Here is a 19,391-nt window from a genome sequence, read left to right on the forward strand (position 1 = left end):
AAACGGCGCGGACAGCCCTCCCCTTTTCTTGGCCGACGGGCGTGATCAAAACCGCTTCAAGTTCGCAGGTGGCGTCTTCATATGTTGCTGACCGTTCTTGTAGAGTTTAAAGTCAAGTTCAAAGAACCCGATCGCAACCTGTTCATTGCCATGAGCATGGAAGATCGTTCGCTGAAAGGGTTTCTTAAAAGGGGCGTGAGCGCTTGATCCGCCGAATTCACCTGTGTTTGCAACGACGACGTGTTGGAACATGTGATAGTGCAGAGCAGCAGCCATGTTATCGAAAGTTCCGACATCCTGGTTTAATGCAGGCACGACGAACATTTCAGTGTGGTCGCGCAGGTCCGCCGCCAGACTGAGGTCGGTCGCATCGTAACAAATGGCACTTGACATCGCCCAGAGCTTGTTATTGCGTTGCAACGGATCGACCAGCCAAAACACCCATTGCGTGGGGCGGAAAGGTGAGACTCCCAAGTCCTTCTCTTTCTGGGTCAGATTGTGCTTGCCTTGATAGATTTGCTCAATATGCAGTCCTCCCGTTCGTTTTTGAATTGGGATGAGCCATGCGGCAATATTTATAGTTCGAACGTCGGTAACCGACACTGGATGAAACGCAATTCCCGTACAGACCATGCAGCGATTGCGACGGACGAACGGAATGACCAACGCCTTGACATCATCTGGGTGCAGTGCGAGCTCTGGCAGTACCAGTAGTTCAATCTCAGCTTCGCCAGCGACGTGAGTTGTGCGGACTTGCAGCATGTTTTCTACCGCTGCGAGCACAGATGCTGCGTGTCTCCGGTGTCGTCGCCGATAGTCTGGATCGTTTAGCTGAAGATCTTTTTCAAAGTCTGCGTGGCGAGGCATTGCGGTTTGTGCGATAGCAACTCGCATTGACATTAGCTGAGCATTGCGTTCGTTGTCCAATCCGATCCGCTTCGCCTTGACCTTCTTGGGGACACGAATCGGAATAATACTTGCCTTTGCGGACTTTCCATAGAGGCGTTCCAAGCTGTCGATGCGACTCTTCAAGAGCTTGAGTAACTCAGTATCAGTAAAGTTGAGGGGGACCAGCGAATCGAACTGCGGGAAACCAGGCCATCTTAATAAGGCAGTGAGCAAGTCACCGATCCAAGGTGACACAGGCATCCATGCCGGACCAAACGCCGACCGGCCGTTGAACATTCCATACCGGCGGCGCAGCCAGCTAGAGCGGTAAGGGCGATACATCACTTTGCTTCGTGGTCGAAATTCTCGGCAGTCCTGCGTATAGTCCGGCTTACCAGTGAGCATCACACGAAGGAGCATACCTAGTTGATACGCCCAATGATGCTCGTTTGGAATCCACGATGGCAAGCGAAACCGAATGTCATCCGAACTTTTTGATCGCAGTTCAACTTGAAAGCAGTCTTCATTGACTGGAAAGTTCTCCGGTTTAAGCAACTCCCAGTTTGGTGCTTTTATGCAAACTCGATTTGGGGTGACTGGATCTTCCGATTCGACAAGCAAGGGAATCAACTTTACCGCGAGCCAGACCAGAGCATAGTCCTGTCGAAACGGATTTGCGGAAGAGCATGCAACATCCAAAAGGGGATGCAGAACGTCAGGTTTGAGTGTTCCGTTCGATTGAGTGCAGTTCTCACCCGCCAGAACACCGTAGTTCTCAAAAAGGTTCCGCCACTGATCCTTTTCGCCTTCGGTGAGAATGTTCCATATCGCCAGCGCAAGAGCCTGTTGTTCTTCAAGGATCTGCATTAACCAAGTCTGCTGTGCTGTGCCCGGGCTAGATCGCCATCGCTCCAGGAATGCAATCGCAGCCATTTCAGGCGATCGAAGCTGAGAATGAAAACAGGCGAATGCACTCACTCTTGACTCGGGAACTTCCTCATAGCTTCCGCTGCACACTTGCCGGAGCAGGGTGTAGTTTACTTCACTAAGAGGTGGCTTATTAGTGAGGTCCGGAGAGTCATAGCCGACGAGACAGGCCAGGAACAGTTGAGCTTGTTGAAGCAAATACCAAGGATACCTAGAGCGATTCGCGACAATATCCTCTGCCAGCTCCGCGAGTTTCGCTTGGTATCCGGAAAGATCGGCATGCCGTGGCAATTTGTCTTCATCGTTGACGAGTCCTGTCTCGGTCGCTCCCGCCTTCAGTAGCTCAGCCGCACAATAGAGCACGATCGTTCGCCGATCACTCTTGCGACGACTCAAGTGTTCCCGCATCAGTTCGAGTATCAACTCGAGATTCGCAACACAAGGATTAAGGTCAAGCGCAACTCGCAGTATCCGCATACTTGACGGATCACGTACCCATCGTTCGATCAAAATACCGGAAAAATGTTCCGCTTTCGCGTCGAGGGTCACTTGGTCGATGGCAGTTGGTTGAGGACTTCGACCACTCCAATCAGTTTCTCCTTCTTGTAACTCTTCGGTCAGTTCAAACTGTTTGTCCATTTCCGGTTCGCTCATCGGACGGAGTGTACGATAGGCAGTCCGAAAGCGATGGGCCGCGAACCGCGAAACAGTTTCTTCTCGAACGTCTGGTTGTGAATCCAGAATCGTGCCCTCAAATCGCTCACCAAAGTCCAGAGGTTTTGATCGCGTTGAATAGAACAATCCTTCAATAAGATCGAGTGTCTCCTCTCCTCGAAACATATCCATGACGCTCGATGCGTTTCGGCTAATACGACTCATAGCCATCGAGAATCGCGTTGAGCCTCCACCAGCGTTCGTTCCTAGAAGCACAGAAAGTTTGCTTTCCTTTGCCAACAGACCGGGGGCATGCTGAGCAAGAGACGTCTTTAGCATGTCAGAGAACGACTCTTTCAGGATTTGTTCTTGAGCAGCAGAGGATTTTGCAGCGAATCGACTGTCGAGGCGAACCACAAATCGCATATCGTCCACGTATCGGCAGTAGTCGACATATTGAAAACAGTCGTCTACTCGCGTCTCCCTGTACTTGCTGACCATGTCGCGGTCGAAATCGATCAGCACGAGGTTGGCAAAAAAGCCACTCGACACCAATCCCTGCGGCAGCGCAATCTGATCGTATCCAGCAATCTCTGGTGACGAATTCGTGGCGTACTTAATCGCTTCCGCTTTGTCATCAGCGTGCCAACTCCAGTTGAAGAAGGTGCTTAAAGCGTCTAGCAATTTCGAGTCTGCTACATCTCCAAGCAAATTTCTGAGTTTTGAATGAAGCAAGCTCGGTCGAACCCGATCGTAGAACTGAGACAAGTCGGCGGTGATGACCGCCCAGGCAGTGTCGCCGTCAGGAAAAGTGTCGGTAACGATCGCTTGAGGACGACGAATGAAAGTTTGGTAGTCTTGGAAGTACTCACGATAGACAGTTGAGTTTCCCCATCGATAATTTAGTAGATCGTCTTCATTGTCACAGAACAGACGGTGCCCGTAACTAACCATCCCCTTCTCGTTTGCACTTCGTATGCTTTGACGAGGATCGCCCTGAGCAGTTTCGACTGCATTAGCTACCAAGATCATCATTGCAGTGGAGATTATTTGGTCTCGCACCGACGGATGCGCCAGCGGACGCATTTTCGAATTCACTTTTTGGTCCGTGAGCGGTTGCCACTTCTGATTTTTGATCTCCCATTGCTGGCTTTTCGGGGCAAGCACTAGGCGAATTGGATCTGGTACTGGAAACGTCTCGTTCGAGAACTCGCTCGCTACTCGATCAACTGTTTCACTGATCGCCGCATTGGTTAAATCTAGCTCCAGAACATCGGAGTACCAATTGTGTCGCCGGATATAGTCGTGCGCTTTTTTCCAAGCCGCCACGATGAGGTATTCCTGTGAAAGGTGTCTGTGTTCTGAACTGAGTTGAATGTTGTGCATCTGTTGCCTTAGATCTTGGTCCTTAATCAGCGGAAGTGATTTGCCTCGCGTGATTGCGTGGGATGTGATACATGATTCCGTTCGATTACTGCGATCTCAATCCATCGTGGGGTTCCCTGTCGACTAAGAAGAGGGAACAAGAAGAAAGGGGGATGGGGAAAAACGACGCATCATGTTATTTGAACCCCGTCCCCTTTTTGCATGTCCATTCTCATTTTTGAAAAGCATGCAAAATTTGGTCATTCTGCTTCTTGCTCGGAAATAAAGGCTCTAAGAATGAAATCATTTTGCCGCCGAATAAGCTTGGTGAAGTTGACGTAAAACGCAGCGGAACATGTGATTGAAGCAAGCATCCAAAAGTTATCGGACACCAGCGTCTTTCCTGTGAGAGATGCCGTCGACCACTCCGGACAAAGTGGGTATAGGGCAACAATGAGAAACGCGAAGCTCGCGTTGCGACAGAATCCATACAGCTCAACAAAGTGCATGCCAGTTCGGTATGACATGGGCATGTTTTCTGCGATGTAGGCCCATACGGTCCAATAGACGTCGTGCGTTCTACGACGTATCGACCAGTTTCGGAAAGTGACGCCAAATCGTTGTTCGAAACGTTTTTGAATGAGGCGAACCATTCTCGGGTCAAACGGATGACAGAAACCTGGAAGCAGATCCAGACGACGTTCCGCCCAATCACCCAAGAACTCCACTGACCGGTAAGCCCAGCCAAATTTTCCTTTGGTTGGTAGCTCACGAACCAGAGGCCATCGCACGATGTTGACAACTCGTATCGCAATTTGACGACCAAGCGTACCGGCGAAGTGGCCGCACAGAAATTGATTGAGCGGGTACCCAAACGACAAACGAAGAAGGCACCTCTCAAGCAAGAAGCTTGATGCACCGGAGAGAATGTGCCCTACGACATAGACGACGATCAATAACGCGACGTTGCCAGCAATGGATTCAGCTTGATAACGGGCCTCGAAGACTGATCTTACTCCACTATGAAACGCGATCAGGGGCGCAATCGCGACGCTTCCAGGAAGCAGGTATCCAAAAATGTCATACGGCCAGAAATATGTTTTGGGTTCAGAGTTTATTGAATCGTCTTCAGGTTTGGGTAGTGGCAGGCAGATCGATGCAAGTGGTGTTCAGTGCGTCGTACTTGCCGCGCATTTAGGTGAAGACGTGCATTGGGTGGTGCCTTGTTGGAGTTCTTGAGGGATTTTGGTTTGGTGCGATTCGGGGCGATGATTTCGGTGGCGGTGCCGAAGCGGAAGATGTCGGTTTTGATTTTCTTTCTGCTGGTGAGCGTGATGCTCGCGTTGAGATTGCCGCTCGGATCAGGTGGCGTTGTTTGCTTCGCGTTGATGTTGCGCCCGGCTGAGTTGTATGCCGCACTGCCTCGGTAACGCATCCGGAGGGGCATGAGGAGCTTGACGATCGATTCGCGGGACAGACTGCAGGTCTTCAGGCCAGGCCGGCAGACGTTTTCCTCGATCGCGACTCGCAAGTCGGGCAGTCCCGCGTGGTCGCGGCGGACCGTCTTGTTGCTGACACCGAACGGTGTCGCAAGCAAGTTCGTGGTCGCTTCGTCCGGATCGAGTGTGACCCATCGCAGTGAATGTGGATGACGCTTCCGCTGCGTTCCCGTGCTCATCAACCTTAAATCCCGCCTTCCGCCGTCGTGGCGCTGTCCTGTGTTCTCTACCTGCATGCGCTTCAAAATTCGCAACGCCGTGAATGTAGCAGATCATCGACTAACCGGGGGGGCGAGACGGACAGCATGTGTCCAACCTTTGGGAAACCTAGTCAGCTTGCTAACCTGCGAACTCGCCCACTCCGCAAATCATCGATGAAATGCGTCTGCCTCAAAGTTTGCAACCTCGACGATTTGCAAGGATGAATCTCGACGCGATCGCCAGCAGACCAGGACGTGCGCCGTCAGTTTCCGATCGCAGGCAATCCGGACTCAGGCATCCAGATCAGAGGTAGTGGTGAGTGCCATTCACCGAACGCAATGCCTTCGACTGGGACGGACGCTCCGGCGTCAGGCACCGGTGCACCGCTCTGGCTGCCTTGGTGGGCCAGACGGAACTGATTGCAGCTTTTAAACTGGTGTGCCGAGAAGCGATTTAGTCCAGTCTGATTTCGCCGCCAACATCGATCGACTGAACAAAGTCGCGATCGTGGCCCACGACGACCATCGCGCCCGCCAACTCGCAAGCGCCAGGATCAAATTCGGAGAACGCCACCAAACCGAAACTCAGAACGGTGCGTTGACCAAAGCGGCTCCGGCTTCATCGATCAGCGATTGCTTAACGCATCAATTGCGAAATCCGCAGGATTCGAAACAGCTTCTGAAGCATTTTGGCTCGGTGGATGCGTCGATCAGCTTCGCCTTCCACCCACAACTTTCGCGAATAGAGATCACGTTCTTGGTAGCCACACGTCGGGCAACTGTCTTCGCTCTGGCTCATTTCCTTGAGGCAGCACGGGCATTTTGTTTGAGCTTGGTTGGGCATGGATGGCTCCCGGTAAAGACGGTCATGGATGAATCTTCACTCGCATCGCAACGTTGAAAGCGAAGGTGATGGAGGCGGTGTTGATAAAAAGACTTGCCGGACGGTTTCCTGGCGAATTCTGTCACGACATTGATTCGGTCGTGCCAGCCTTAAGTTCGCGAAGTTGAGCGTTCGCTGCTCGCAGAAGTTTCTTCCGCGCGTTGGCGACTTGTTCCGTCAGCGGTGACTTCATCTTTGCCAGCACTTTGGTCGCCGCATGCGGATCGTCGTTGTGCCGAAGTTCGATCAGGGCAATCTGCAGAAGTGCGTTGTTCGAAACCTTCGACTGCCGAGTCGAGAGAAAGCGAAGCGGCAGAAGCCGATCCGCGTGTCGATTTGCTTTGAGAAGTTGGTTCGCATAAGCCACCAATGCCGCATCGGGAACCGCAGCGACGCAAGAGTGTTCGCGCAGACGGGCAAACGATTCGATCGCCTCGTCGATGCGATTGGCGTGAACTGCTCGGGTGAATGACTCGAACGCAGTCGCACAAGGGTCACGCGCGGGTCGCGTTGATTCGACGTTGTTGGGATTACGGTATCGATGGCTTTCCACTGCTGCGGGCAACGATGGCAAGTTGGCATCAACACGACACTTGCCGGCTGGTTCGTCTTCGCTCTGATCTGATTCACGGCTCGCGATGAAGGTTTGGAACCCAAGACGCGAAAACAGGACCCAGCCTTCGCAGTCGACCAACTGATGCTTGAGCATGAGAAATGCAAATGGGATCCCGACCGACATCCCCAGCAGGTGCAGCATGGGTGTCGACATTTGGATTCCCGTCCAAGCGACTTGCAGGAATTCGATCGCAAAGTACAAGATCGCGACGACGCTGATTGGGATGTCGATCGTGCCACAATAGAACCAACTCCACATGTAAAAGAAGTGGATGTCATTCTGCGGAGCCCAGATCACCGCCACAGCGAGCAACGCAAAGATCACACCGGACGCACCGAGTGCACCGCCCTGACCGTCGCTGAACATGAACATCGGAATCTGCCCGATCGCTCCGTCGGAGAGCGCCAGCCCCAGATAGAGCAGGCTGAACCTCTGCCAACCCAATTTGCCCTCGATGACGAGGCCGAAGCACCACAAGAAAACCATGTTCCCAATCAAGTGGGACCAGGACGCGTGCATGAACGCACTGGTCACCCACTGAAACGGATTGATGCGGTCAAATTCGAGAATCAGCCAATCGTGAGCGCCGTATTCCCCCATTCCTGTCAGCAGGAACAACCCCGTGTTGGCAGCAATGATACCGATCGTCGCCACCGGATAGTGATAGACAGGAGCGTCGGTACCTTAGGGTAGGAACATCGATATCCACTGAAACGAATTGAAGATGGACTGCTATCTATCCAGGCATCAAATCCGCGGACACGGGGCGCGCGATGAGAAAGCGAAACCGAACTGCCGGAGATGACACCACGGAAAGCGATGCTCTCGGGTGAGCCAGCCGACTCCGGAAAACATCACCTGGCTACAACTGCGACAAGAGAGGTGTTAGCATGCTGCAGACGTTCCAACCAACAAGAAAGGTGTTTCAAACGCATGCTCCGAAAACCTGAACACGAGTCGAAGATCGCCACACGACGCATGGATCTTCGTTACCCCGACCTGGGCGCCGCGTGTACCGACATCGCTCGCTTGCGTGAAGGAGGCTACGAACTCGTTGGCACTTGGAGCCTGGCGCAGATACTCGATCATCTGAACTTGTCGATGCAGATGACGATTGACGGTGCCGACTTCACGTTCCCGGCATTGATGCGGCCGGTGATGAAATGGATGTTCATGCCGACGATGCGGAAAGGCAAACCATCCAAGCTACGTGGGAAGGCGCCGGAGCAGCTTCAACCAGCGATGGACCTCGATGAAGACGCGTGTGCGAAACGGTTCTACTCGCTCGCGGAGACACTCATGGACCCGTCGACTCCGTTTGTATCGCACTACCCAATGCTGGGACGACTCACCCGAGAGCAATGGCTTTTGATGCAGCAATGGCACGCTGCCCATCACTTGAGCTTTGTCGTGCCGAACGACTGAGATGTGCACCGACGTCGCTGTCAATTTATTCGCATGAGCCAACGAAGCCGTGGCCGGTCCACGGAATCCGTTCGCCAAGAGTTTGCTCCTAGGAAGTTTGCTGGTTCAATCGCCCGAGAAAGAGTCAGCAGGCGGGCGTGGCGGCTTTCCAATCCTTCTGATTCTCGGTGAGCATCGCGACCGGTGGCTGACACGGTCGGCCAGGCGCAGTCAACGCTCAATGCCAAGTTACCGCAATGCCCAGTTGCTACGAGCGTGGGTGAAGAGTGGAAAACCAGGCCGAGCCTCGGCCAATCTTTCGGGTTCAGACTTCCCGGGCAACATGCTTTGGCCCCGCTCAAAAACCACCTGCTGATTCCCTTTGGGGTGTATTTGGATGGTTCCAAGTCCACCCGGCGAGTCGAGTCGCTGCCGTTTGAATGCGGAAAACACGGTGTTTTTGAGTACACCCGGAGGGATTCGAACCCCCAACCCTCGGTTCCGAAGACCGATGCTCTATCCAATTGAGCTACGGATGCGTTGGAAAGATGGCGGGCAGCCAATTCGAAATCGGCTGCCACGACCTGCGACAGTATGCCGAGATTTGCTTGCGGTGGCAAGCCGGACAGATCGACTTTCATTTGCTATCTTTTCGGGCTCGGTGACGAGATCGTTTTCGCGATTTCTCGGCCTGCAAACTTGATTCCAGATGCGATCGCTCGCATTGGTTTTTTGGACGTTGTGTAACGGGCGTGTGGTTTTGTTCTGGGGATGGATGTGAGTCGATTGAATCGCAGTTGCCTGCGTTGGAGCGTTTTGACTTTCGTATCGTTCGCGGCATTCGGATGGATTGCTCCGCGTGTCGATGCGGCGGGTTCGAGCAAGTACGCGCACAGCGATAGTGACAAACGTTTCTTGCACCACATTGATCTCTACGACCGCAACAACCGCAAGATTTCGGCTGATTCGACGGAGCCCTACTCGGTTGAAAAGACCTGCGGACGATGCCACGACTTTGAAACGATCTCGCACGGTTGGCACTTCAATGCTTTCGCCAGCGAGGTCGAACGCCAACGATCAAACGTCGAGGCATCATCAGAGTCGCAAGCCGATACCGACGAAACAGCCACCAACTCAAAATCCGTCGAGCAATCAGAAAAGGACACCGAGCCCGCCAAAACCGAAACCGTTCGGTCCGACGGTCGTCCGGGTGAGCCGTGGATATGGACAGATGCCCGCACGGGGACTCAGTTGCCGCTTTCCTATCGAGACTGGGAAGGACGCTTTAGTCCCAGTGAAATTGGAATTTCAACTCATGAGATGACGCAAAAATTTGGTGCTCGGATTCCCGGGGGCGGAGTAGCAGCGAGTTGGGATCCAAATACATCGGAACTAGCCGAGAATTCATCCGAGCCAACTCGATGGCCGCTGACCGGGTCGCTGGAGATTGACTGCATGGCCTGTCATGCAAAGTCGGGAGCGTACGATTTCGAGCGTCGACGAGAAACAATCGAAGATGAGAACTTCGCTTGGGCCCCCACCGCGGCGATCCGAATCGGCGAGGTGTCCGGTTCCGTTTCGCGAATGAAGGCGGGCGTTGATCTGGAGGACGAAAAGGTCCAAGCCAAACTGCCAAAGGTTCAGTACGACGATCGACGATTCGGCATCGACGGAACGGTCTTCTTTGACTTGGTACGCGTCCCCGAGAACAACTCGTGCTATCAGTGCCACAGCCAGCGGACGGTATCCGACTCGGGCATCGACGCTCGGTGGAATCACGATCAAGACGTGCACTTGCGAGCTGGTATGAAATGCGTCGATTGCCATCGAAATGGGATCGATCATCAGACCGTTCGTGGCTTCGAAGGAGAACAACATCCCGCTGGTGTAGCGGCGACCACGTTGAGTTGCCGCGGTTGCCACATGGGCGTTTCTGAATTTGCTGGCGAGGCGCACTCCGAAGACCATGATGATGCACTGTCGTTGACCCAGATTGCATTTCGGGCAGGTCGTCTCGGATCCCCATACCCTCAACACGAAGGTTTGCCGCCGGTCCACTTTGAAAAGCTAAGCTGCACGGCCTGTCACAGCGGTCCCATTCCAGGTGAAAAAGCAATTGGAATGATGACGTCGCTGGCCCATGGCTTGGGCGAAAAAGGTCACCGCAGCGGATTGGAACTCCCGTCGATTCAAGGCCCCGTCTTTGCAAAGGCCGAGAGCAATGGATTGGTGACGCCGCACCGCGCGATGTGGCCGGCTTACTGGGGCAAACTGGTCGACGGAAAGGTCACGCCGCTTTCGCCCGAGGAGGTCTACACCAATACCCGTCGTGCTCTTCGGGTTCGCAAGGATTTCATCGAGGAACTGTCGGAAAAAGGACGCGAGGAGTTCGACGAAAAGGTAGCGAGCGGGTTGGAGGCGATTGAAAAGACGATGGAGGTCGAACAGGCGGTGTACGTTTCGACCGGACTCGTTTTCGCTCGTGGCGACGAGGAAGGTTCATTGGTCGAAGTGGAAGTCGAAAACCGAGATGCGGTCGAAATGGTTCGCTGGCCAATGGCCCACAACGTTCGACCGGCAGGCTGGGCTCTCGGGGCCACCGGTTGTCTGGAATGTCATTCCGATGATGGATTGGTGTTCACGTCAACGGTCACTCCAAAAGGTCCCGCACCGGTTACCGCCGAGCCTATCAATATGGCCAGCATTCAAGGACTGGATGAGGCAACACGATTGGAATGGAACCAATTGTTTGGGGGCCGCAAGATGTTCAAAGTCCTGACCGCCACCTCGTTGATCTTGTTGTTGCTGGCAATCGCGGGAAGCTGCCTGCCAGCGGTTCGTTCGCGAACCGAGTAGACGATGGCGAAAGCACGAATAGACGTCGCCAAAAGGTTGTTTGAGTTGTTTTGTTTCTGATTGGTCCCCGGAGTCGCCTACCTTGTTGTCTCTCATTCGAAACGTGTCGCTGCTAGTGTTGGTGATCGCCACGGGTGCCTTAGTCGCCACGGCGCTACCGACATTGTGGGGTGGCCACTTGGGCGGTGCGACATTGCGTTTTCATATGATGGCCAGTGGTGCCGTCGTGGTGCTGCTTCCCGTTAATGCAATCACACGATTGTTGATGCGGCGGCAACCGGCAACGGAATCAGCCTTGGAGATGGGGGCGTTTCGAACCTTGCTGGTCTTTGGTATTGCAACCATCGCGACCATGTTCGTTTGCATGTTGCCGGTCGCCTCGACCGACACCATGCATGAACTGGTGGAACTGCACGGCTGGGCCGGGTTTGCCATGGCGGCCGCAATCGCTGCGGTCGTTTACACCACGTTCACGCGTGAGAAAACGGCCTAGCGTCTGACGGTTCAACCGACTGGTTTTGCGAATGGACTAGCGGTTGGGCGTGGCGTTCCCACGTTGCCCCGCCTTTCCAAGCGGGTGCCACTTCTCGACGGGCTTTGTATCATTGCCCTCGTACTCTTCACCAGCGTGACTGGCCTTCGCCGACTCCAGAAACCCCAGCAGTTCCGTTCTCATCGATGCGGTCAACTCCGGCTTTTGATTCGCAAGGTTGTTTGATTCCGAGACATCTTTGCTGAGATCGAACAACCGATCCTTGGAGTCGTCGTTTGGTGACTCGATGATCAGCTTGTGTTTGCCCCTCACCAAGCAAGCGAATTGTCCGTAGCGAAACGGAATCGACTTTTCTCTTTGTGCTTGTTCGCCTTTCCAAATCGGCAATACGTTTTCGCCATCCAGCAAACGATTCGGTAGAGTTTCAGCTCCCGTGATCGCGGCAACGGTGGGAAGCAAGTCCATCACCGACAATGGGGCATTGAGACGAACACCCGCCGGAATCTGCCCGGGCCAGTGAACAAACGCGGGGACTCGAACACCACCATCCAATACGCTTCGTTTCCGACCGGAAAACTCTCCTGCACTGCCGGCACGACGTGTCTTCATCCGGTTGCTGGGCTCTCCTCCTTCGGGACCATTGTCGCTGCAGAAAAACAACAACGTGTTGTCGGCAACGCCAAGCGAAGCGAGCTTTTTGCGAAGGCGTCCGACTTGATCGTCCACCGCGGTGATACATCCATAGTAGTGGGCTGCCTCGCCGTGCCCTTCATACTTCGCCAAGTACTCTGGACCGGCTTGGATATCCTCGTGCGGAGCATGAAACCAAATCACACTGAGAAAGGGTTGGTCGCGTTCCGCGGCGGCCTCGATGAACGGCAAAGCTCGATCCATCAGGACTCGCGAATCGCACCCCAAGACGTTCTCATCCGTCGCGACGCCATTCTCGTAGTACGGATTGTTGCGAGCTCGTTTGCCAATGCCGGGATCCCACGTGCACACGGCGGACTCCGTCACGAAGGACGCGTCGTAGTCTCGTTCCCACGGCGGGGCGTAGTGAAGATCCGGTCGCCGTCCCTTTCCCTTTGCCGACACCGTGCGACTGAGTGTGCCGAGGTGCCACTTCCCAAAGTGCCCTGTCGCATAGCCGCGGGTTTTCAGCATTCGAGCCAGGGTAAATTCCTGCGATGGCAAGTGACCTTTGTTGGCCGTCCAAATTCCCATCCGAAAGTAGTGCCGCCCGGTCAAGAACGATGCCCGAGTTGGCGAACAAACGGGACCAACGGAATAAAAGTGATCGAGCACCGTTCCTTCGTTTGCCAACGCATCCAATTCGGGCGTTTGGATAATTGTGTTGCCATTGAACCCCGTGTCGCCCCACCCCAAGTCATCGCACATCATCAAGACGATGTTGGGACAGTCGCTCGCCGAAACGAACTGTCCACCAAGCAATGTTGCGACCACCGTGAACAAAAATATGCGGATCGGAAACGGATGGAATGATGGCATGACGAGATCGCGATCGAGGGGATTGTCAGCGACGGCGGGAATAAACTCAGAATTCAGCAGAACTCACGCGTCGAAAAGTTCTTCAATGATACCCGTCGAGTCACCGAATGTGTCTGTTCGAATGCCCGCACCACGCAAGGTACTGAGCCACAAATTGCACAGTGGCGTTTTTGGGTCGTCCATCACCAAGTGACGGCCATGGCGGAACCCCGCACCTCCACCCGCGATCAGTGTGGGGCAGTTTTTGAGAGTGTGCACCGAACTGAGGTTGGTCCCCAACGTGATCGCGACGTTGTCAAAGAGGCTGGAACCATCCGGTTGCGTGCTCGCCTTTAGCTTGTCCATGAACTCCGATAACAAGCGTGCATGGGCCGTGTCACGATTCTGCGACACGGTCCGGCGTTCACCCTCGGAGTAATGACTCATGCTGTGCGCGCTCATCGTCGCGCCGAGACTGGAGATCATCGAATTGACCGGCATCCGATACGTGAACACTCGCGTTGCATCGACCTGCATCGCCGCGACCATGATGTCGTACATCATGCGAATTTCTTCGACGCCCTCCAGTGATTCGCCGGGTTCACGAATCGCATCCTGAGGCCGCTTCTTTTCGACACCCAACCATTTTTCTTCCTTGGACAATCGGACTTCGATTTCGCGAATGGATTGAAAGTATTCGTCCAATTTCGCGTTGTCAGAAGTGTTGAGTTTCCGGTGGATTGACTTGGCATCTGAAAGCACCGTGTCGAGGACGCTGCGTTGTTCGGTCAGACGTTGCTGCTGAACCTCAAGCGGTGTTTTGTCGACGGAAAACAAGCGATGAAATGCAGCCACAGGAGTCTCCAAACCGGCAATCGGTTTTCCCGAGCGGTTCCACGCCAGCGATCCGCCAGGACCGTGACCATCATTCGCGGCACCTTGAGCGGCGAGCTGGATCGAAGTGAAACGCGTTTGTTGTCCGAGGACTTCGGCGGCAACCTGATCAACCGAAACCGTGTTGTGAAAACTCTGGCCGGGAATCGCATAACGGTTTGCCCCGGTTAGCCAAAACGTGCTTCCGGAGTGACCGTCCGCAGAGTATTGGTGCATTAGGTTTTGAACGATCGTGATGTCCTTCTGGTGCTTGGCAAGCGGACGAAGGATCTTGGGCAACTCATAGTTCTCGCCCACCGTGGTGGTGTCGGGGTACCAGCGATCGGCGGTGACACCAAACCCCATCCCCAAGAACACCATGCGTTTCGGGGGAGCGACCGCCGCCGTCGCCGCACTCGCAAAGCGTTTGAATCCAAACGACTCCAACATTGGCAGTGCGATCAAGGCACTGCTGCTGCGAAGAAAGCCACGACGGGATGGAAGAATGGATCTCATGAGTGATGCTTTGTTGGAGATGCAAAAGCGGAAAAGGCATGTAGCCGGCGAGTGATTCGATGAGCAATTGAAAAAAGGTACCTGACCCCTTTTACCGTGTTCTGCTCAGCGAGTTTGAAATTCGGGGGACTGAACCAGTGCGTGAATGAACTGGCGGATCGAATGGTTGTGCTGCTTTGCTTGAGAGCTGATTTGGTTCGCGAGTTCCTGATCGGTGAACCCGAACGGACGGCCGAGACCGTATGCGATCAAGGCCTCCGTGAACCCGCGAACGAATGCGTCTTTGTGCTGTGCAACCGCGTCCCGCAATTCAAAGAAGTTCGCGAACGATTGTCCGATTGGCAGTTTGCCGGACGGTTCAATGTCGAAACGGACTTCGTCGTCCCAACGACCATAGCGACGCCGGCCCACCCCAATCACTTCCTGATCTCTCCACCGGCCCGCGGCGTCAAAGTTTTCGAGTCCAAACCCGATCGGATCAATTTTCTGATGGCAGTTGGCACACTGAGGTTGTTCCTGGTGAGCACGAGCCAACTCACGCGCCGGCAATGTCTCGCCGGCCAATCGGCTGAGTTGAGGAACATTCGGTGGGGCTGGCGGAGGCGGATCGTTCAGCAAGTGACGAAGCACCCAAGCACCGCGTTCAACTGGCGATGATCGCTGGCCGTCCGATCCCATCGCCAACACCGCGGCGGTACCGAGCAAGCCACCACGGAGTGAATCTTGCGGAACCGAAACCTTGCGAAACTCATGCCCCTCGACGCCTTCGATCTCATAGTATCCCGCCAACAAATCGTTGATGACTACGAAATCAGCCTTCAATAGTTTGTCGAGCGGCAAATCATTCTCGAGCAAGTGAGAAAACGTTTCAAACAGTTCCTGCCGAGCGTTCTCGCGAACGGCATTGTCGAAATTTGGAAAGTCGACTCCGTCGAATTGGAACATGTCGAGTCGTTCCATCTGCAACCATTGATGAACGAAACCTTCGATGAATGCTCTAGAGCGAGAGTCTCGAAGCAAACGTTCGGTTTGAGATGCCAAAATCGATGGATCGGAAAGCCGGCCCGATTCCGCCAGCCGCAACAGTTCGTCGTCCGGAGGTGCTGACCACAAGAAGTAGGACAGCCTCACCGCCAGTTCGCTGGGTGACAATTCGCGACCATTCGCCGATTCCGATTGTTCGACCTGATACAGAAAACTTGGCGAAGCCAACACGATCGAGAGCGGCGAGATCAACGCTTCAGTAAACGGTTGGCCTTGATCGCGTGCCGTTTGATAGTGCTGGTTCAAACGCTGCAGATAACCTTCGTCAGGCTGAGATCCGCGAAAAGCCCGCGCCGCAAAACGCCGGATGACTTGGCGAGCGTACTCCGACTCATCCATGTCGTTTGGTCGTTCAAACAAGATTGAATCACGAGCAGTTTCGATGGCGATGGTTTGATCCGAGGGCAAAGGCCCATGCAACTCGACCCAATCGATCCAGATCCCAGGAGGCGTGCCGATTCCATTGTCCCACATGTCCAGCGTCGCCAGGTTCTTGTCGCCTCGATCTTGATGAGAACGTTGATGAACCCAAACTTGTTGCTTGGCACCGGGTTCGTGCGTGAACTCAAAGTCAATCGTTTGAGGATCTTCCATCGAGGCGGTGACCTTGCGCCACCCCAACAGTTTACGACCGGTTCCCAATCCCGAACTGAATTCCAAGTAATGGTGCCGCTCATCGGCATCGGGGTACATGGCGGCCCGGACCTTCACGAGGTATTTGCCGTCCGCATCGGGATGCTGGGTTGGCAATTTGACTTTTGTGTACCCGCCTTGTTTGATCGTCATGATCAACGTGATCCCGGTTTGTGTCTCCGGACGGGCCAAGTAGTTCTCCATCAACGGCAGCCACTCTTGCACCTTTTGCTTCTTGGCTTGGTATTCATCCAACAATCCAAACTCAGAAGCGGGCTTTTCTGATTGCGACAGGAAAGCGTTGGCACGTTTGCCCATGTCGCGCATTTGCTCAGCCGCGTCGGCGTAGTGCTGCGTGTAGTACTCTTCCGGTTCGATGCGAACGGTTTTCGCGGTGGGGTGTCTTCGAGACAACAAGATGAGCTTTAAATTCTCAATCGCTGTTGCGTGATATTGTTCGATTTGGTCACTGGACAAAAACAGCGAGGCTCCTGCGGTATCGAATCCCGCCGTGGCTTGATCGTCCGGCAACGTGGTGACGTCCGGTCGCACACCTAACAACGCTTCCACCGTATTGGCATACTCACGACGATTCAGACGCCGCATCACAATGTCGCCGCCCGAGTCGCTCAGGATTCGCCTCGCGGTGACCATCTTCTCTGACAAGTCTTCCAAGAACGCCAATTTGTCAGCGTCGAGCAGAGGCTCTGAATCTTCCGGCGGCATCTCCCCGGAGTTCAACGCTCCCAAAACTTTCGACCAAAGCTCCGCCGTCGCCATGTTTTCGGCCACGTTCATCGACAGGCTTTCCAAGTCAATGTTGGCTTCTTTGGTCGCACTGTCGTGACAATCGAAGCAGTGGCTTTCCAAAAGCTCTGCATGACGACTCGGCATCTCAGTGCTGGGACGCTCTTCTGCGACCGCAGCGTGGCAGGTGACCGTGAAAAGCAAAGCGAACGAAATTCGTTGAATGAGCATGGGGATGCAAGTCAGGCGGGGAGGACGGTGAGTACACCGGCGAAGCAGTGTGATTTGGGTGGCGTGCCGCAGTCGAATCGAAAGTCAATCCAAGGTGAACTCCAGCAACGGCCCGGACACTTCGGGGTGGGCATCGTTGGCAAATGCGTGGACCAAACCGCGGTCGGTGCCTTCGATCAGCCCTGATTCGCGAATCAAGACAAAGGTCACTTTTCCATCTGCGTCGCTTCGCAGAAATTCCAACAACACACCGGATTGAATGCCAAACGTTCCGGTCTGTTGACTGCGGGGAACATCAAACTTGCCGAGCAGTATTCCGTCGGTGATGTCTGGAGCGTCTTCCCAGGTCGATTCGTCTTTTAAAACTTCTTTGGACGGATTGGTCACACCATAAATCGCGAACGTGTTGAGTTTTGGCAATCGAGAAGCAAAGCCCTTCCCACTGGGAACCTGATTCAAACGCAAACGAGCGGTGGTGACTGAATTCAGATCCACGCCGCTGACGTTCATTGAAAAGAACGCTCGCATATCCCACTTACGACTGTCCGCTCGTTTCACCATCAGCATCTCAGGGTGAATCCACTTGCCTCGTCGATTGTTCCGAATGACGTAGTTAGCGCGACCTTCGGTTCCGATGCGAAGCAGCTGTGGACCAGCGGCGTTGGATTGGTCGTATTCCTGTTCGGACGACAATCCGGGATGCGCTGACAGAACGTCATTTGACAGCGAAGCAAACTCTTCATCGAACAATCGGACTTCCTCGCCGCTTGCAGGATGGTGAACCGAAATTTCACCTTGAAGCACTTCGAAATCCGATGTTTGCGTTGACTCTTTTACCGAGACCGCGAATTGGGTTCCGTGATCGACCGCGTATCCACCGGGTGTTTCGACCACAAAACCGTGTGCGGACTCAGGCACATCGATGACGGCGGCACCGTCAACCATGCGAACCCGCATCGCATCGACCAGTTCAAACTGGGCTGGAGCTTCGAAAGTCATCTTGGCTCCCGATCCAAACTCCACGGTTGCGATCCCGGTCATCAACTTCATTTCGCCGGCGACCAAATTGGATCCAACCGTCGTCGGCAGAACACTTTCCCACGCGGCGTTTTCGCTGGTACTGAGAATCGCGATTGGTTGTGGCTCGTTCGTCCCTGTCGTGAGAACAATCGCGAGCAACAATGACGCTGCCATCGCACACCAACCGATCAACCAAATGTTTCGATTGGTTGTGGAACCAACGACGACCGGCGGTTCCATCGAATTTTGAATCGCCAGATCACGCAACCCGGTGTCGGTGGCCGCCGCGATCACGAATTGTTTACGCAAGTTCGAGTCGTTGGCGAGTTGGCTTTCCAGTTCGATCACTTCGGATTCGGAAAGCGTTCCCATCATGTATCGCTGAATCAGTTCATCTGGATTCATCTCAGGACGCCTCCATTTGCAAACGTTGCTGGACGCACGCCGAGAGCTTTACGCGGAGTCGTCCCAGCAATTTGTAAAACGCGTTGACGGTTTTGCCGCAGTCGTCTGCGAGCTTGGTGAGCTGCACATTGCCCTGGTACGGTGCCATCAACAATTCCTGGTGCGGCCGAGAGAATTCGGTCATGCAATCTTGAAGAGCGGATCGAATTTCGGCGATTCGTTCTGCCTCAATCGCTTCCGCTTCGTCCGCGATTTGCTTGAGCACTTCATCGCTGAGTAGCCGGCCATCGCGTCGCAAACCGGTGACCGCGTTGAGGCATTTGAAACGCAGAATCACTTTGGCCCACGGAAGAAAACCGTCTTCGCCATTCAACTGCGAAAACTTTTGCCACATCGTCACACTGGCTTCTTGGATTGCATCATCGACCGCATTCCAGTTGGGCAGGATCGACCTTGCGAACGCTCGGAGAGCGGTTTCGTGCTTGACAAAGAGACGCATAAAATCGCTCTCGGTCAACGCTCGCTGCGGAGCTTGCATCGGCGGGTCGTGGGATGGGGACATGACTACCTATTTGAGTCCCCGAAGCAACCTGCCGCAAATTCTCGCGACTTTCGAGAAAAAGTTCTCCGCGAGAATGACTTGCCCAAA

At 54.2% G+C, this 19,391-nt stretch carries 12 protein-coding genes and 1 tRNA gene; 3 read left to right on the forward strand and 10 right to left on the reverse strand.

Annotated features, from left to right (window positions below):
* Positions 1-45 precede the first annotated feature (45 nt).
* The 4 genes from RB_RS09640 to RB_RS09655 all read right to left on the reverse strand — a co-directional run bounded on the left by RB_RS09640 (position 46) and on the right by RB_RS09655 (position 7,686).
* A complete protein-coding gene (locus RB_RS09640; protein ID WP_011120123.1) occupies positions 46-3,855 on the reverse strand; it encodes an RNA-directed DNA polymerase in 3,810 nt (1,269 codons plus the stop codon).
* A gap of 1,093 nt (positions 3,856-4,948) precedes the next feature.
* Positions 4,949-5,512: a hypothetical protein gene (locus RB_RS09645; RefSeq protein WP_164921795.1), complete on the reverse strand. Its 564-nt coding sequence runs from the start codon at positions 5,510-5,512 to the stop codon at positions 4,949-4,951.
* A 658-nt stretch (positions 5,513-6,170) separates the two neighbouring features.
* Complete coding sequence (locus RB_RS09650) at positions 6,171-6,377, reverse strand: hypothetical protein (protein WP_011120129.1); 207 nt, start codon at positions 6,375-6,377, stop codon at positions 6,171-6,173.
* Positions 6,378-6,498: 121 nt separating this feature from the next.
* Positions 6,499-7,686, reverse strand: coding sequence for a rhomboid family intramembrane serine protease (locus RB_RS09655; RefSeq protein WP_011120130.1), 1,188 nt, complete (start codon positions 7,684-7,686; stop codon positions 6,499-6,501).
* 279 nt (positions 7,687-7,965) lie between these two features.
* On the opposite strand from RB_RS09655, the gene RB_RS09660 reads away from it, so the two are divergent.
* On the forward strand, positions 7,966-8,457 hold the full coding sequence (locus tag RB_RS09660) for a DUF1569 domain-containing protein (RefSeq protein WP_007338801.1): 492 nt from the start codon (positions 7,966-7,968) through the stop codon (positions 8,455-8,457).
* A gap of 444 nt (positions 8,458-8,901) precedes the next feature.
* Here RB_RS09660 and RB_RS09665 read toward each other — a convergent pair.
* A tRNA-Arg gene (locus tag RB_RS09665) sits at positions 8,902-8,975 on the reverse strand.
* A 232-nt stretch (positions 8,976-9,207) separates the two neighbouring features.
* On the opposite strand from RB_RS09665, the gene RB_RS09670 reads away from it, so the two are divergent.
* Positions 9,208-11,292: a hypothetical protein gene (locus RB_RS09670; protein ID WP_164921796.1), complete on the forward strand. Its 2,085-nt coding sequence runs from the start codon at positions 9,208-9,210 to the stop codon at positions 11,290-11,292.
* A gap of 82 nt (positions 11,293-11,374) precedes the next feature.
* The gene (locus RB_RS09675; protein WP_164921797.1) at positions 11,375-11,785 is read left to right on the forward strand and encodes a hypothetical protein; all 411 of its coding nucleotides are present in this window, start codon (positions 11,375-11,377) and stop codon (positions 11,783-11,785) included.
* Positions 11,786-11,821: 36 nt separating this feature from the next.
* On the opposite strand, the gene RB_RS09680 is transcribed toward RB_RS09675, so the two are convergent.
* From RB_RS09680 to RB_RS09700, 5 genes are all read right to left on the reverse strand, one after another.
* On the reverse strand, positions 11,822-13,294 hold the full coding sequence (locus RB_RS09680) for a sulfatase family protein (RefSeq protein WP_011120134.1): 1,473 nt from the start codon (positions 13,292-13,294) through the stop codon (positions 11,822-11,824).
* 63 nt (positions 13,295-13,357) lie between these two features.
* Positions 13,358-14,662 carry a DUF1552 domain-containing protein gene (locus RB_RS09685; protein ID WP_011120135.1) on the reverse strand — a complete coding sequence of 435 codons (1,305 nt, stop codon included), beginning with the start codon at positions 14,660-14,662 and terminating at the stop codon, positions 13,358-13,360.
* A 105-nt stretch (positions 14,663-14,767) separates the two neighbouring features.
* Positions 14,768-17,317, reverse strand: a complete 2,550-nt coding sequence (locus RB_RS09690) for a DUF1592 domain-containing protein (RefSeq protein WP_011120136.1) — start codon at positions 17,315-17,317, stop codon at positions 14,768-14,770.
* Between the two features lie 84 nt (positions 17,318-17,401).
* Positions 17,402-18,742: a FecR domain-containing protein gene (locus tag RB_RS09695; protein ID WP_011120137.1), complete on the reverse strand. Its 1,341-nt coding sequence runs from the start codon at positions 18,740-18,742 to the stop codon at positions 17,402-17,404.
* Between the two features lies 1 nt (position 18,743).
* Positions 18,744-19,280, reverse strand: coding sequence for a sigma-70 family RNA polymerase sigma factor (locus RB_RS09700; protein ID WP_164922804.1), 537 nt, complete (start codon positions 19,278-19,280; stop codon positions 18,744-18,746).
* Positions 19,281-19,391 lie beyond the last annotated feature (111 nt).

The organism is Rhodopirellula baltica SH 1 (assembly GCF_000196115.1).
GTDB classification, from domain to species: domain Bacteria; phylum Planctomycetota; class Planctomycetia; order Pirellulales; family Pirellulaceae; genus Rhodopirellula; species Rhodopirellula baltica.

Coding starts and splice junctions, on each gene's coding strand:
- RB_RS09695 (WP_011120137.1), bottom strand. CDS start 18,742: ATGAATCCAGATGAACTGATTCAGCGATACATGATGGGAACGCTTTCC.
- RB_RS09650 (WP_011120129.1), bottom strand. CDS start 6,377: ATGCCCAACCAAGCTCAAACAAAATGCCCGTGCTGCCTCAAGGAAATG.
- RB_RS09660 (WP_007338801.1), top strand. CDS start 7,966: ATGCTCCGAAAACCTGAACACGAGTCGAAGATCGCCACACGACGCATG.
- RB_RS09640 (WP_011120123.1), bottom strand. CDS start 3,855: ATGCACAACATTCAACTCAGTTCAGAACACAGACACCTTTCACAGGAA.
- RB_RS09680 (WP_011120134.1), bottom strand. CDS start 13,294: ATGCCATCATTCCATCCGTTTCCGATCCGCATATTTTTGTTCACGGTG.
- RB_RS09685 (WP_011120135.1), bottom strand. CDS start 14,662: ATGAGATCCATTCTTCCATCCCGTCGTGGCTTTCTTCGCAGCAGCAGT.
- RB_RS09670 (WP_164921796.1), top strand. CDS start 9,208: ATGGATGTGAGTCGATTGAATCGCAGTTGCCTGCGTTGGAGCGTTTTG.
- RB_RS09690 (WP_011120136.1), bottom strand. CDS start 17,317: ATGCTCATTCAACGAATTTCGTTCGCTTTGCTTTTCACGGTCACCTGC.
- RB_RS09700 (WP_164922804.1), bottom strand. CDS start 19,280: ATGCAAGCTCCGCAGCGAGCGTTGACCGAGAGCGATTTTATGCGTCTC.
- RB_RS09645 (WP_164921795.1), bottom strand. CDS start 5,512: ATGAGCACGGGAACGCAGCGGAAGCGTCATCCACATTCACTGCGATGG.